This window comes from Providencia sp. Marseille-Q8014, from assembly GCF_965112055.1.
Genome location: NZ_CBCOPT010000001.1, coordinates 2,359,881 through 2,375,367, shown reverse-complemented (window position 1 = coordinate 2,375,367; position 15,487 = coordinate 2,359,881). Strand labels below are relative to the sequence as shown.

Below are 15,487 nucleotides of genomic sequence, written 5' to 3'. Positions count from 1 at the left end.
AAAATGTCTGCCTTAAGTTATAACAGTAAGAATCTATACCACTCAAAAATATTTATTGCGGTCAGTATAATCTTATATTCTAACAATGCTAATACAAAAGATGTTTTTGATATAAATGCAATAAATACAGGCATAGAAAGTCAAATTGCGGACGTAAATAGTTTAGATTACTTATCCTACTCAGGAGGACAAGTACCAGGAAACTATCATGTAGACATTTATGTTAATGATAAATTTGTTGATGAACAACATTTACGTTTTATCTTTGATGAGCATAATAAAAAACTATCCCCTCTCATATCCAAAAAAATGTTATTAAGTTGGGGGGTTAAAAAAACAGCAAGTCAAGCATTTAGCAATATCAATGATGAAGATAAAGTTACGGATATTTCTGCGACAATACCAGGATCCTCTTATTCGTATGACTTTGGAAATAGTAGACTTAAAATCAGTATTCCTCAAATAGGCTTAGATAACTATAGCCGTGGTTATGTTGATCCTAATGAATGGGATGATGGGATTAATGCTGCTTTTGTTAATTATAATATTCGCCATAACCAAAATTGGTATAAAGACCGTGATGATACAAATAACACTTTTGTTGGCTTACGCAGTGGAATAAACGTGGGGGCATGGCGGTTACGTAACCACAGTAATTACAGCCGTACTTCTAATGAAAGTCACTGGAATAATTTACAAACATATATAGAAAGAGATATTCGTTCACTGAAAAGCCATTTAACAATTGGAGAAACCGCCTCTGATAATGGGGTTATGGAGAGTAATCCGTATCGTGGAATAAAATTAGCTTCAGACGAAAGTATGTTACCACAGAGTCAACGTGGCTTTGCGCCTGTTGTTCAAGGTATTGCTCAAACGAATGCTGTCGTGACGATACGCCAGAATGGCAGTGTGATTTATCAAACGACAGTGCCACCAGGGGAATTTGAAATAAATGACCTCTATCCTACATCGTATAGCGGGGATTTAGAGGTTCAAATTGAAGAGGCAAATGGAACTATTCGTTCATTTATTCAGCCTTTTTCTGCTGTCCCTATGATGCAACGTGCGGGCGCATTAAAATACAGTGTCGATATTGGTAAATATAATGCTGATAATGCTTATCGTAAGCCTAATTTTGCTCAGGCATCGGCGATATATGGTTTACCTTATAATTTGTCGATTTATGGTGGATTTATTTTATCGAAAGATTATCAGGCATATACAGCAGGAACGGGGATAAACTTAGGTAATATCGGTGCTATTTCTGCGGATATAACACAGTCAAAAACAGAATTAATTGATAAAAAAGAGGCTCAAGGCCAATCATATCGAGTGCAATACTCAAAATATTTACCTGGTACGGGAACGTCATTTTCTCTTGCATCATATCGTTATTCGACAAAAGAATATTATGATTTTTCATCATCAAATAATGATCTTTATGCGAGTGGCAGAAAAAAACAGCAGTTCCAAGCATCAATATCCCAATCACTGAAAGATATGGGCTATTTATCACTCAATGGCTATCAGCAATATTATTGGGATCGAAGCGGAGTTGATAAAAACTTAACAATAGGTTTTAACTCAAATTATAAACAGATTAATTACGGTATCTCTTATTCATACACTAAGCAAGAATACACGAATAACAACAATGAAATGTTATCAGTTAACTTTAGTATTCCGTTTACTATTGGACAGAAAAATAACTGGGTTAATTATCGCTATAATACGAGTCGAAACGGCGACTCTATCAGCTCGGTGAGTGTCAGCGGTACGCGTTTAGCGGATAATAATTTACAGTTTGATGTAACACAAAATTATAACCATAGCCGTCATGAAAATAGTGGCTCGGTCAGTGGTAATTATGTTGTTTCATCAGGGGAATATAGTGCTGGTTATAGTTATGATCCCCGTTATCAAAATGCGAACCTTGGGGCATCAGGTGCATTACTGTTGCATTCAGGTGGGGTGACGGCGGCTCGCAATATTTATGATTCAGCGATTTTAGTGAAAGCAAAAAATATTAATAATTTGCAAGTAAACAATGCGCAGGCACTTTATACCGACTCATGGGGTTATGCGGTTGTTCCCAGTGCGACCCGTTATGAAAGAAATAAAATCAGCGTTGATCCCTCTACATTAACTGGAAATAACGACGTGGGGTTAAGTACAACGACAGTTGTGCCAACTCGAGGTGCTATTGTATTAGCTGATTTTAAAGGAAAACGGGGGGCTCGTGTCATGCTCAAATTAACTCACCATCAGCAACTTATACCTTTTGGTGCACAGGTTACCGTGTTTGTCGATAAAGATGAAATAACGACAGGTATTGTGGCAAATGATGGTGAAGTGTATTTAAGCGGTGTTCCTGAACAAAGCTTAATTCGCGTTCAATGGGGAAGCCATATAGAGCAACAATGCCAATTTCCACTTACGATTGATCTCAATAACGATAAAATTCAGTTTCTGGCAAGAGACTGCCAATAGGAGCGGACATGAACAAATTATTATTACTTGGTTGTACATCGATGCTTCTATTTACACAATCAGCTGCGGCAGAGTTTAGAGCATTATTTAAAAATTTACCCTATACAGTTAACACGCCTATTTATGTCTCAAGGACAGCACCTGTAGGTACAGAACTTGCTTCGATTGAATTGGGTACCTATACCGCTTGGAGTTGGAGTGGTGTGACAGACCCTGTTCAGGTAGGTCTCTATTTTCCATCCTTACCGGGGAATTCACCAAAATATAATGGTGCCTATGTGAGAGAACTCAATAACTCCGGTGTTGGTTATGCATTATATGGTAATGTCATCAGTCCATGTACAGGGCATGCTTATGTTGATGGTTTAAATACGATTGACGGTAATGTGGATAACAGAATGATATGCCAAGTGAACTCAAGTTCTGGTGAATATATCGTATCTTTAAAAATAGTTTTTTATAAGATGCGCAATAATGTGAAGACTCAAGTGCTACCCGCGACCCAAGCTGCGATGTTAATTATTTATAATAATGGATTTAAAACTAGGGACAGTTATGGGAATACGGAACCGAAAGTGAGTTTAGGGCCCGTTAATATCATATCAACAGGCTGTGAAGTGATTAACAATAATATTGTTGTACCATTTAATAGCGTGGATAAAGGAAGTTTTTCAGGTGTAGGGAGCGTGAGTCCAAATAGCGTTAAAGATTTTAAAATAAATCTTAGTTGCGACCCAGTATCACCGATTAAGATCACGTTTACAGGTACAGCTGTTGATAATAGTTTAACACCCGGAACAATTGCGTTAAATAACCCTAGTGATATCAACACAGCTAAAGGGTATGGTATACAAGTTAAGTACAAAGACCAGCCAATTAAAATTAATCAAATGATGACAATAGAAGAGCGAAATTCAGCAACAGGCCTTTATAGTATCCCATTGCAAGCTGCCTATATTCAGACATCAAATAATACGCAAGCAGGTCAAGCAAATGGTACGCTCCAATTTAATTTGCAATATCATTAACTCCCAGAAAAATCGGACAGATTAATTCGCCATAATTCGCTATAACTCATGAGAAGCCCAACATTGATAGGGGGTTGGGCTTCTTGTTATTTTTATTGTGATGAAGCTGAGGTCTGCAATGGCATTTGATAGAATGGATTGGCACTATGGTGGGGATTATCCCGAAAATTTGTCGCATGAAAATGCGGGAACACATATTGGTTTTTATCTGGCATGGCTTATTCAAAATGGATTAGTGGGTGAATTTCATCAAGAAGAATCCGTTGATGAAATCGCGGCAGTTTGCGCCCGTAAAATGGATGGTCGCACATTTTTAATCTCAATGTGCGATGAAAAATTTATTGATGAAGATGTCAATGAAGAAGGTTTAGCATTCACCGAGTTTTATTATCAGGCTGAAGAGGGCGGCTATTTCGACGATTATGAACGCATTTTAGCGAAAGGATTGCCAACGGTATACCATGTTGAGAATACATGGGAAAATTACGATAAAATAGCAACTGTGATTGCAGCGGCTTTTAATAATTGGAAAGATCGTCAGTCTTCATTCTAATTAAGTGATAACGAGCTGACTAATTCAATCACTCTGGGTATGGAAATAGATATCCAAAATGGATTTATCCCTGTTCACTGAATAACACAACTAGAACGGATGTTTTACTCTATTTGCATTGCCCACTAAAAAGGGAGCGTTAACGCTCCCTTTTTGTTTAGGAAAATAACCGTTTGGATTTATTCCACTTCTAAAATACGGCAAGTGTTTGTACTACCAATAGTGCCCATCAAGTCGCCTTGAGTCACTAAAACCAGGTCACCAGACATTAAATAACCGTTGTCACGTAGACGAGTGACGGCTTCATTTGCTGCTGCGATCCCATCGGTGTGTGTGCTACAGAAAACCGGCGTGACACCACGGTATAGTGAAGACTGATTAAGTGTTTTTTCATGGCGAGACATCGCAAAAATAGGCAAGCCGGAACTAATGCGAGACATCATACGGGCAGTACGACCCGATTCAGTCATAGCGATGATTGCTTTTACCCCTTTAAGGTGGTTGGCAGCATACATCGTTGACATCGCAATCGCTTCTTCTGGTGAACTAAATTCCGCATCTAAACGGTGCTTAGAAACATTGAGGCCAGGCATTTTTTCTGCCCCTAAACACACTTGTGCCATGGCGGCGACAGTTTCGGCTGGATATTGCCCTGCCGCCGTTTCTGCTGATAGCATAACGGCATCTGTTCCATCAAGAACAGCGTTGGCAACGTCCATGACTTCTGCACGTGTTGGCATTGGGTTAGTGATCATTGACTCCATCATTTGTGTCGCGGTGATCACTACACGGTTAAGTTGACGTGAACGACGAATCAGTTTCTTCTGTACGGCCACTAACTCAGGATCACCAATTTCAACACCTAAGTCACCACGAGCCACCATGACAACATCAGACGCAAGGATAACCTCATCCATGACTTCGTCAGTGGCAACAGCTTCAGCACGTTCTACTTTGGCAACTATTTGACATTCACAGCCGGCATCACGGGCTAAGCGGCGCGCATAATTTAAATCTTCGCCTGAGCGTGGGAAAGAAACCGCAAGGTAATCAACACCTATTTTTGCAGCAGTGATGATATCTTCTTTGTCTTTATCGGTGAGGGCTTCAGCAGATAACCCTCCACCTAGTTTATTGATGCCTTTATTATTAGAAAGTTGACCACCAACTGTCACTTCAGTAAAAACTTGTAAACCTTGAACTTCACGAACCTTGAGTTGGACACGTCCATCATCCAGTAACAGAATATCACCAGGAACGACGTCAGCGGGTAAGCCTTTGTAGTCAATCCCGACTTTTTGTTGGTCGCCTTCACCTTTACCAAGCGTGGCATCAAGGATGAATTTATCACCAACATTTAAGAATACTTTGCCGTCTTTAAATGTAGACACACGAATTTTAGGACCTTGCAAATCACCAAGAATGGCAACATGTCGACCTAAACGAGCAGCGATTTCGCGCACTTTATTGGCGCGGAGAATATGGTCTTCTGGAGTTCCGTGAGAGAAGTTAAGGCGTACAACGTTGGCGCCGGCGTTAATAATCTTTTCGAGATTATTATCACGATCGGTAGCTGGACCTAGGGTAGTAACAATTTTCGTTCTTCTAAGCCGTCTAGTCATGTATTACTCCGTTGACCTGTAATGGTGTTAATTTATTGAATGAAATGACTTCATACTTCAATTGTATGCTTTATATCAAAAATGCTATCTTGCTCATGACAGAAACCTATCCATTCAGGATCACTTCTCGTTTCTGCTTGCACATAACTTGAACCATTTTGCGTATTTTCGAGACCTTTTTGCGACAAGTTATTGTGCTGACACGAGCACAGCTATTATATACTGCTAATTAGTTAATGCTATCAGGTCTGCAAAACTATTAAAGCGATACTCGTTATATTCCACGTTGCCACCCCCTTGGTCACCTCCATCTGTGTGGCTTCTCGTATTATTACCGTACCTAGTGGCATATTGATTTGTCACTTTGCTATAGCTTGAGTTATTTAGCATCAATAATCAAAAACAGTTATCGCTACACGCTATCAAACCGCGAATCGCGTAATGCTTCTTTGACCCGTTTCAAGTTATCTCTAAATTTTTCACCTCTTCTTAAGGTAAAACCTGTTGTTAGCACATCAATAACGGTTAGTTGCGCTAATCTAGATACCATAGGCATGTACATATCAGTATCTTCAGGTACGTCGATGATGATTGAAAGGGTGGCAACGTGAGAAAGTGGGGAGTTATCGGAAGTAATTGCGATGACAGTCGCATCGTTATCTCGGGCTAAACGTGCCATATCGACTAATGCTTTTGTTCTGCCAGTATGTGAAATCAAAACGATAACGTCTCCCTCACTACTATTTATACAACTCATCCGCTGCATAACAATATCATCGAAATAGATGACGGGAATATTAAAGCGGAAAAATTTATTCATCGCATCATGAGCGACAGCAGCAGAAGCACCAAAGCCAAAAAAGCTAATCTTGCGAGCTTGGGTGAGAAGGTCAACAGCTCGGTTAATCGCTGTAATATCTAAGGTATGTTTGACATTATCTAACCCTGCCATCGCAGACTCAAAAATCTTATGGGTGTAGGTATTTACTGTGTCGTTTTCTTCAACATTACGATTGACATAAGGGGTGCCATTGGCAAGGTTTTGAGCTAGGCGCAGTTTGAAGTCAGGAAATCCTTTGGTATCCATCTTGCGGCAAAAGCGGTTAACGGTGGGCTCACTCACATCAGCCAGTTGAGCAAGGGTTGCAATGCTAAGATGGATAGCGCGCTGTGGCATACCTAAAATAACTTCGGCAACTTTCTTTTCTGATTTACTTAAAAAATCGAGGCTGCTCTTCATTTGTTCTAAAATATTCATATAACGAAAGTGCCTATTTCATCAAAAGGAGAAATTTTTCTGCCATAAAGATACTCTGTATTTTATTAATATCGTTTTTGAAGGCAGTGTTTATAACAGGAATATACTATGGGTTATGGTTAACCTATCCGAATGTTCCAAGTTTGTGGCGTAATTTTTTACGAAACTATGAGCTGTATCTAATTTTCATCTCAGTCAGTTCACTGACGGTTTTGTTATTTTATTACAAATGCTGTCACCATTCAGTTATGATGACACGAGCCACGTTTGTTGTTTTTTTCAGCATAAAAACTGTGATCAGTATCATCAATATTTACTGAGTACCTTCAAAAGGGTACATTAGCGGAACATCTGGCTAATTTTGTAACAAAATTACAATAAATTCCGCAAATTGAGGAGAACCAATATGGCGGTAAATAATGCTGCTCAAGCCTGTGACTTGATTATTTTCGGCACCAAAGGAGACCTCGCTCGTCGTAAATTGCTTCCATCTTTGTATCAGTTGGAGAAAGCAGGCTACATTCACCCAGACACGCGTATTATCGGTGTTGGCCGTGCGCAGTGGAGCCAGAGCGATTATATTGAATTTGTTGAAAAAGCATTCAGCGAATTTTTGAAAGAAGACCTTGATCCGGTACTGTGGGAAAAACTTAGCGCACGTTTAGATTTCTGCAATCTAGATGTTAATCAAACTGAAAATTTCGATAGTTTGGCACAAATGCTTAAGCAGGATCGTCATCCCGCGATCCACTATTTTGCCATGCCGCCAAGTACGTTTGGTGCAGTTTGCCAAGGGCTGGGACATGCAGGATTAAATAAGCAACCTAACCGTGTTGTCATGGAAAAACCTTTAGGCACGGATTTAGCTTCTTCACAAGAAATTAATAATGAAGTCGCTAAGTATTTTGATGAAAGCCAAGTCTATCGTATTGACCACTATCTCGGAAAAGAAACGGTGCTTAACTTGTTGGCGCTTCGTTTTGCTAACTCGCTGTTTATCAATAACTGGGATAACCGAACCATCGATCATGTACAAATTACGGTTGCGGAAGAAGTCGGTATCGAAGGTCGTTGGGGCTACTTTGATCAGGCAGGGCAAATGCGTGATATGGTGCAAAATCACCTATTACAAATTTTAACGATGATTGCCATGTCTCCTCCCGCAGATTTGACGACCGATCGCATTCGTGATGAGAAGGTTAAAGTCTTACGTTCACTACGTCGCATTGACCATACGAATGTTAGAGAAAAAGCAGTTCGCGGCCAATATACCGCTGGTTTTGTTCAAGGTAATAAGGTGCCTGGTTATCTTGAGGAAGAAGGCGCTAATAAGCAAAGTATGACCGAAACCTTTGTGGCATTGCGTGTCGATATTGATGATTGGCGTTGGGCTGGCGTGCCTTTCTACTTACGGACAGGCAAGCGTCTGCCTGCAAAATGTTCAGAAGTTGTGGTTTACTTTAAAAAACCTGCGCTGAATATTTTTTCAGAAAGTTATCAGGAGCTTCCACAAAACAAACTCACTATCCGCCTACAGCCTGATGAAGGTATTGATATTGAGATCATGAATAAGGCACCTGGGCTCGATCATAAACATCGCTTGCAAACAACGAAGTTGGATTTGAGTTTCTCAGAAACATTCAATCAAACTCACTTAGCGGATGCTTATGAGCGTTTATTGCTCGAAGCAATGCGCGGTATTCAGGCATTATTTGTTCGTCGCGATGAAGTGGAAGAAGCATGGAAATTTGTTGATTCCATTATGGACGCATGGGCAATGGATAACGAAGCACCTAAACCATATCAAGCGGGGACTTGGGGGCCTATTGCTTCTGTCGCTATGATCACCCGTGATGGGCGTTCATGGAATGAATTTGAATAATAACGTCTAATATTGTTTTTATAAGGCCAGTTGTTGCAGAGATAAGCCAACTGGCCTTATTGATTGACGTGATATCAACGGCGATTTATCACATTCTTGTAGGTCGCCATTAAAGCACCAATTCACTGCGACCGGTTGCCGCCATATGAATAATTCCTTGCTCAATGCGTAAACAGGCCATTTTCGCGGCATCGGGCACGGATAACCCCGCTAATAATTGAGCTGTTAGCTCCGCACCAAATAAATCACCTGTGCCTTTGGGGGTGACTGGGTAACGTTTATGGCGGATAACTGACACATCTTGCTTCGTGACACAAACGACGTCGATATTCTCTTCATCGGGTTGAAATGCGCTGGTAATAATGACCCATTGAGTATGCCCCTTTAATAAACTACGGGCAGCTTTAGTTGCATCATCTAAAGTTTGTATCTCTTGGCCACTGAGCGTTGCTAACTCAAATTTATTTGGAATGATCCCTGTCGCAAGTGGAATAACGTCATTTCGATAAACGTCAGCGATTTCAGGTGGTATGTAGAAGCCGCTGTCTTCATCGCCCATAACGGGATCGACGATCACGGGGATAGAAGGGTGCGTTTTACGTATAGCAGTTAGCCACTGTGCTAAATCATGTGCTTTGTTTTTAGAGCCTAAGTAACCCGTTAAAATGGCACGTACACCCGCCATACAGCCACGTTCCACTAAGCCACTTAAGTAACCGCGAAACCACTCTGAAGGTAACTCACCACCATGGCAAGTCGCGTAATGTGGAGTATTGCTTAAAATAACCGTTGGTACAGCGGCAACGCGCAAGCCTTGTTCCATTAATGCAGGGACGGCAATGCTATTACCGACACAGCCATAAACAACCTGAGATTGGATAGAGATGACATCATAGGGGAGTGGTGTCGCATTTGTGTCGTTTTGAAAACTATTAGAGGTGAGGTTGAAGGTAGCCATTTATCTCTCTTTCGGACGAAATACATATTTTACGAATATGACTCATATAAGAAGCCTGTTTGTTGTTGAAGTCAATGATAAACAGTTGATGTGTTGTCTAATAAAAGAAAACAGTAAAAAATGTATTTTTATCAATAAAAAATAGGGTTATTTAGTGAGGGTTTTTTGGTTGTTTATTCGCTATCTTATGAACAATACTGAGGTTCTTGCGGTTATAGATGCATAATTATGCAATAAAAATTCATTATAAAAAGCTGTTTATATTCATTGACTTAATATTTTTGACATGCTAAAAATAGCATGTCTTAACAATTATATGAGGGTTCGGAGTAACTTGGGTGGATGTCCATCCGATGAAATGAATGAGATATCATGCTTAGCGTGAATAGCATTAAAATCAGTAAGTCACAAAGAAGAACAACCCACAGACTTTTCCTTTCAGCTATCCTTTCCAGTGAGCATCACTGGTGCGGTGCTTTATAGCGTCTCTCTAAAATATTCACTTTGCTGAATAAAATCAGCATTTTCTTGATATTTATTATTTTTTTATACTCGCATGAAATTTTTCGCTGACGAAAAGTGCGTTTTTTCTGTATGAAAAAAAAGCAGGCATGCGGTTGTCTGTAGAGAGATTATATAATGATATATTGGATATTTTTAGTATTATCTATTATCGCCGAAGTGACCGGTACTTTATCCATGAAACACGCCAGTGTCAGTGGTGGCTATACCGGAATGGTCGTCATGTATGTCATGATCGCACTTTCCTATATTTTATTGGCTATTGCGATTAAAAAAGTGGCGTTAGGGGTCGCGTATGCCTTATGGGAAGGCATCGGTATTTTATTCATCACCACCTTTAGCGTACTGTGGTTTGGTGAATCACTCTCACCAATGAAAATCGGTGGGTTAATCTTGCTAATCGTCGGTATTGGATTGATAAAATTTGGTACTAAAAAGGCTGTCGCCACTAAGTCATCTCAAAAAGCACACACCGCTGTTAAATCAAGCAGCTTGACACAATCGATGACGAAAACGGAGGCCTAATTATGGATATGCAATTTGAATGGTGGCACGGTGCCTTTTTGGTATTAGCAGTCGTACTTGAGATTTTAGCGAATATCTTGTTAAAAATGTCGAATGGATTTAAACGTTACTGGTTAGGTATTCTCTCATTATTAGCGGTATTAGGGGCATTTAGTTCCCTTGCTCAAGCAGTAAAAGGAATCGAGCTGTCAATCGCTTATGCACTGTGGGGGGCGTTTGGGATTATCGCGACAATTGCCGCGGGATGGATACTTTTCAACCAAAGACTCAACTACAAGGGTTGGGGCGGCATTGCGGTACTGCTACTAGGAATGGTGCTCATTAAAATGTCATAAAAACAAGCGCCGATACCGTGTGTATGCGGCGCTTTTAATATTTTATATGGATTAATCCACCCTATTGGTTAATCAATCAATCGCCGCAACGATTTTAATTTCCACTTTATACTCGGGTTTCATTAGTGCCGCTTGAACTGTACAACGAACAGGCGCGCTACCTTCAACAACCCATGCATCCCATGCTTGGTTCATGCCAGCGAAATCAGCTTTATCAGCTAAGAAAATAGTGGCATCTAAGATCTTACTCTTATCAGAACCAACACGTTGTAGAAGAATATCAATAGCGGAGAGTGTATCTGTGGTTTGCGCAATAATATCAGCATCTAAATTTTCAGGAACGCTGGTGTAGTAAACAACATTATTGTGAATAACCGCTTCAGACCAACGCTTATCTGGATCTATCCTTTCAATCGTCATTAGGGTTCCTTAGTACTTTATCTATGAGTTTTTTTAAGAATAACAGTTAGTTCTATTAATGAAAATCCCTTCTGGCATGAATACACCATTTAGCTCAGCAGGTGAGGGCAAGACATGGTAAAGTAATCCTCTTCAAATTGAATGATTAATAGGTTTGCGGTGTACGACGATTTCTCTTCTGATGGCTTTTTAGCGAAAACAATCCCTGGATTTCAACCACGTGCAGCGCAGGTGACTATGTCTAATGCTGTCTCTGAAGCCATTGCAAAACAGCAAGTGCTAGTGGCTGAGGCGGGGACAGGTACAGGTAAAACGTTTGCGTATTTAGTTCCTGCATTACGATCAGGTAAAAAAGTGATTGTTTCAACAGGCTCGAAGGCATTACAAGATCAACTTTATCATCGTGACCTACCGACGATTATTGATGCGATGCAATATACCGGTCGTACAGCATTGCTCAAAGGTCGTTCTAATTATCTGTGCTTAGAGCGTTTAGATCAGCAATCATTAGGTGGTGGCAGCCTTGAACCTGAAATTCTCTCTGCTGTTGTACGGTTGCGTAGTTGGTCAATTGAATCCGAATCAGGGGATGTGAGTACGTGCCATGATATTGCGGAAGATCACGCCGTTTGGCCGCTAGTCACCAGTACTAATGACAACTGTTTAGGCAGTGATTGCCCTCGTTATCAAGAGTGCTTTGTTTTAAAAGCGCGTCGTAAGGCATTAGATGCCGATATCATAGTGGTAAACCATCACTTATTTATGGCTGACCGCGTGGTGAAAGATACGGGGTTTGGTGAGCTGATGCCGCAAGCCGATGTGATGATTTTTGATGAAGCGCATCAAATCCCAGATATCGCTAGCCAATACTTTGGTCAACAATTAAGCAGTCGCCAATTGTTGGATCTTGCTCGTGATATGGTAATGAGTTACCGAACAGAGCTTAAGGATCTGGTTCAGCTACAAAAGAGTGCAGACAGGCTAACTCAAAGTACCTTAGATTTTCGTTTAAATTTGGGGGAAAACAGCTTTCGAGGGAATTTACGTGAATTATTAAAAACGCCCACGGTACAGCGAGCGTTAACACTACTCGAAGATTCCCTTGAGCTTTGTTATGAAGTCATTAAAACGTCACTAGGGCGCTCACAAACATTAGATTCTATTTTTGAACGAGTAACACTGTATCGCAATAGACTCAATAGGTTGAAAGAAGTCACTATTCCAGGTTACAGCTACTGGTTTGAAAGTTATGGTCGCCACTTTTTATTAGCATTAACCCCTCTGACGGTAGCAGATAAATTTAGTGAAATGATATCTAGCGCCCCAGCAAGCTGGGTATTTACCTCCGCGACATTATCAGTCAATGAGCAACTTAACTATTTTACAGATAGATTAGGAATTGATTCAGCCAAAACATTATTATTAGCAAGTCCTTTTGATTATCAAAGCCAAACGTTACTTTGTGTACCGCGTTTTCTGCCAGAAACGAATCAAAAAGGCATCGCACAAAAACTGGCTACCATGTTAAGACCCCTGATCATCAAAAACCAAGGGCGTTGTTTTTTCTTATGTACATCACATTTGATGATGCGTGAATTAGCCGAAGAGTTTAAAGTGACCTTGACTCTGCCTGTTTTTATGCAGGGGGAAACGAGTAAAAATAAATTACTGACACAGTTTATTGAGGCAGGTAATGCCGTATTGGTCGCGACGAGTAGCTTCTGGGAAGGCGTCGATGTTCGTGGAGATGATTTAACCTGCGTTATTATCGATAAATTGCCTTTTACTGCGCCAGATGACCCCCTATTACGAGCGCGTATTGAGGATTGTCAGCTAAGAGGAGGGGATCCTTTTGCTGATGTACAAATCCCTGATGCCGTGATTACGTTGAAACAAGGGGTTGGGCGCTTAATCCGTGACACTAGCGATTATGGTGTGATTGTGATTTGTGATAATCGTTTAGTAACGCGCCCATATGGTGAGGTTTTCTTGAACAGTTTACCGCCATCGCCAAGAACTCGTAGTTTAACTAAAGCGATTGAGTTTCTTGAGAAAAAAAGAACTGATATTAATAATAGTAAGTAAACCAAGGCCATAAGGGCTTTTTTGTACTCTTTCCTCTTGAGTTTATGCTACTATAAATCGCATTTTCAGGTCACTGTTGACAGGCAGTGGCATCAAACCTAATCATTTGCCGGAGTTGTGGCATGTCGAGCCGTATTCTTGCTGTTGATACAGCAACAGAAGCATGTTCAGTCGCATTATTATGCGATGGAGAAATTATTTCTCGCTTTGCAGTTTCACCACGAGAGCACACTCAGAAAGTGTTGCCCATGGTGGAAGACGTTTTATCACAAGCGGGGCTTTCGTTAAATCAACTGGATGCATTAGCATTCGGGCGGGGACCGGGCAGTTTTACGGGCGTTCGAATTGGTGTGGGGATAGCTCAGGGGCTGGCGTTAGGCGCTAATTTGCCAATGATCGGCATTTCATCGCTAATGACATTGGCTGAAGGAGCATATCGCGTTGGAGGTCATGCTCGGGTATTGGTCGCAATCGATGCTCGAATGACAGAAGTGTATTGTGCTCAATATCAACGTAATGCAGAGGGAATATGGCTTGGCGAGGACAGTGAAGCGGTCATGAGCCCAGATCTTTTCCGTGATAAAATTAGCCAACTTACTGGGGAATGGAGCCACGCAGGGACAGGTTGGCAAGCCTATCCACAATTACAAGATAACGGTATTGTCTTGAATGATAGCACTGTTGAATTGCCAACAGCACAAGATATGTTGCCTATCGCTGAGCGTTTATGGCGAGCAGGTAAGGTGGAGTCAGTGGAAAACGTGGAACCCACTTACTTACGCAATGAAGTGACGTGGAAAAAACTGCCTGGTCGTTAATGCGTTAATTTTCAGTTGTTGTATTTATTTTAGGGTTATTTAGCGTATTAAAATTATGAATCATTTCAATTTAAATAATCTAAATTGGAATGATTTTTTAATTAAATGATTAAAATAAACAAATAGAAATTGACTAAAGGTTCTGCAATACGTCTATAATTGACTTGATAGTACATTTCTCACTCAGCCCATTGAACATATCGTGTGATATACGATGATATTCATATTAATCCTTGCCGTCTGAATTTATAATTCACTTAAATGGAGGTGGTATATGGGAATAAAAATTAACTGTCGCACTACACTTAACGTTGTCTTATTTGTCGGCGTATTAGCGCTAACAGGTTGTGTGTCGATTCCTTCCTCAATTCAAGGTTCGTCACCAAATCCAGCGGTTAACTTATCATCAGTACAAAATGCGCCTGAAATGTATATTGGGCAAGAAGGCCGTTTTGGCGGAAAAGTCATCTCTGTATTTAATCAACCTAATAAAACACGTTTAGAAATCGCTGTTATTCCGTTAAATAAATATGATGCAGCTCCTGAATTAGGTGTTCCTTCTGTAGGTCGTATTTATGCTTTCGTGAATGGCTTCCTTGATCCAGCTGACTACAATGGTCGTTATATAACGGTTGTCGGTAAAATTACAGGAGAACAGCCAGGCAAGATAGGTGATATACCGTATAAATATGTCACTTTAGATGCAACGGGATATCAACGTTGGAATTTAACACAAAGTGTTATTTTACCTCCGGCTGGCCCATGGGGTTATGGCTATTATGGTAATCCTTATTACTATAATCACCCTTGGGGTTATGGATATGGTTACGGCTACCCTGGCGGGGTCGCGCCAGTACAAACGTATTTAACGGAATAAGATTAAATTGGACAATTTGTAAGAGGAGGCAATTTGGCCTCCTCTTTATTTGATTTGTGAGTTCGACTGACTTATTTTTAGGCGTATGCACGGGTAATGTGTTAATTTCTC

13 protein-coding genes are annotated in these 15,487 nt (G+C 40.5%); 9 read left to right on the top strand and 4 right to left on the bottom strand.

All coding sequences use genetic code 11. The features are described from left to right. Nucleotides 1–3: 3 nt before the first annotated feature. The 3 genes from ACWPW6_RS10390 to ACWPW6_RS10380 all read left to right on the top strand — a co-directional run bounded on the left by ACWPW6_RS10390 (nucleotide 4) and on the right by ACWPW6_RS10380 (nucleotide 4,074). The gene (locus tag ACWPW6_RS10390) at nucleotides 4–2,493 is read left to right on the top strand and encodes a fimbria/pilus outer membrane usher protein (RefSeq protein ID WP_249998805.1); all 2,490 of its coding nucleotides are present in this window, start codon (nucleotides 4–6) and stop codon (nucleotides 2,491–2,493) included. An 8-nt stretch (nucleotides 2,494–2,501) separates the two neighbouring features. Further along, nucleotides 2,502–3,521, top strand: coding sequence for a fimbrial protein (locus tag ACWPW6_RS10385; RefSeq protein ID WP_196713066.1), 1,020 nt, complete (start codon nucleotides 2,502–2,504; stop codon nucleotides 3,519–3,521). Nucleotides 3,522–3,639: 118 nt separating this feature from the next. Then, nucleotides 3,640–4,074, top strand: coding sequence for a DUF7832 domain-containing protein (locus tag ACWPW6_RS10380; RefSeq protein WP_154623150.1), 435 nt, complete (start codon nucleotides 3,640–3,642; stop codon nucleotides 4,072–4,074). A gap of 179 nt (nucleotides 4,075–4,253) precedes the next feature. Here ACWPW6_RS10380 and pyk read toward each other — a convergent pair whose 3' ends face one another. Further along, nucleotides 4,254–5,696: a pyruvate kinase gene (pyk, locus tag ACWPW6_RS10375; protein WP_154623149.1), complete on the bottom strand. Its 1,443-nt coding sequence runs from the start codon at nucleotides 5,694–5,696 to the stop codon at nucleotides 4,254–4,256. A gap of 412 nt (nucleotides 5,697–6,108) precedes the next feature. Further along, the gene (locus ACWPW6_RS10370) at nucleotides 6,109–6,954 is read right to left on the bottom strand and encodes a MurR/RpiR family transcriptional regulator (RefSeq protein WP_154623147.1); all 846 of its coding nucleotides are present in this window, start codon (nucleotides 6,952–6,954) and stop codon (nucleotides 6,109–6,111) included. Nucleotides 6,955–7,360: 406 nt separating this feature from the next. On the opposite strand from ACWPW6_RS10370, the gene zwf reads away from it, so the two are divergent. After that, nucleotides 7,361–8,836, top strand: coding sequence for a glucose-6-phosphate dehydrogenase (zwf, locus tag ACWPW6_RS10365; RefSeq protein WP_163861864.1), 1,476 nt, complete (start codon nucleotides 7,361–7,363; stop codon nucleotides 8,834–8,836). 109 nt (nucleotides 8,837–8,945) lie between these two features. On the opposite strand, the gene pdxK is transcribed toward zwf, so the two are convergent. Beyond that, nucleotides 8,946–9,794, bottom strand: coding sequence for a pyridoxine/pyridoxal/pyridoxamine kinase (gene pdxK, locus ACWPW6_RS10360; RefSeq protein ID WP_249998803.1), 849 nt, complete (start codon nucleotides 9,792–9,794; stop codon nucleotides 8,946–8,948). A gap of 639 nt (nucleotides 9,795–10,433) precedes the next feature. Between pdxK and mdtJ the strand changes: the two genes are divergently transcribed. Continuing rightward, nucleotides 10,434–10,841: a multidrug/spermidine efflux SMR transporter subunit MdtJ gene (gene mdtJ, locus ACWPW6_RS10355; RefSeq protein WP_154623143.1), complete on the top strand. Its 408-nt coding sequence runs from the start codon at nucleotides 10,434–10,436 to the stop codon at nucleotides 10,839–10,841. 2 nt (nucleotides 10,842–10,843) lie between these two features. Further along, entirely contained in the window at nucleotides 10,844–11,176 is a 333-nt protein-coding gene (mdtI, locus tag ACWPW6_RS10350) for a multidrug/spermidine efflux SMR transporter subunit MdtI (RefSeq protein ID WP_154623142.1), read from the top strand. Between the two features lie 72 nt (nucleotides 11,177–11,248). Here mdtI and ACWPW6_RS10345 read toward each other — a convergent pair whose 3' ends face one another. Beyond that, nucleotides 11,249–11,596, bottom strand: a complete 348-nt coding sequence (locus ACWPW6_RS10345) for a RidA family protein (RefSeq protein WP_154623141.1) — start codon at nucleotides 11,594–11,596, stop codon at nucleotides 11,249–11,251. A 159-nt stretch (nucleotides 11,597–11,755) separates the two neighbouring features. On the opposite strand from ACWPW6_RS10345, the gene ACWPW6_RS10340 reads away from it, so the two are divergent. The 3 genes from ACWPW6_RS10340 to ACWPW6_RS10330 all read left to right on the top strand — a co-directional run bounded on the left by ACWPW6_RS10340 (nucleotide 11,756) and on the right by ACWPW6_RS10330 (nucleotide 15,376). Continuing rightward, nucleotides 11,756–13,681, top strand: coding sequence for an ATP-dependent DNA helicase (locus ACWPW6_RS10340; protein ID WP_163863593.1), 1,926 nt, complete (start codon nucleotides 11,756–11,758; stop codon nucleotides 13,679–13,681). A gap of 122 nt (nucleotides 13,682–13,803) precedes the next feature. Then, entirely contained in the window at nucleotides 13,804–14,499 is a 696-nt protein-coding gene (gene tsaB, locus ACWPW6_RS10335) for a tRNA (adenosine(37)-N6)-threonylcarbamoyltransferase complex dimerization subunit type 1 TsaB (RefSeq protein WP_249998801.1), read from the top strand. 274 nt (nucleotides 14,500–14,773) lie between these two features. Next, nucleotides 14,774–15,376 carry a Slp family lipoprotein gene (locus ACWPW6_RS10330; protein ID WP_154623135.1) on the top strand — a complete coding sequence of 201 codons (603 nt, stop codon included), beginning with the start codon at nucleotides 14,774–14,776 and terminating at the stop codon, nucleotides 15,374–15,376. Nucleotides 15,377–15,487: the final 111 nt, after the last annotated feature.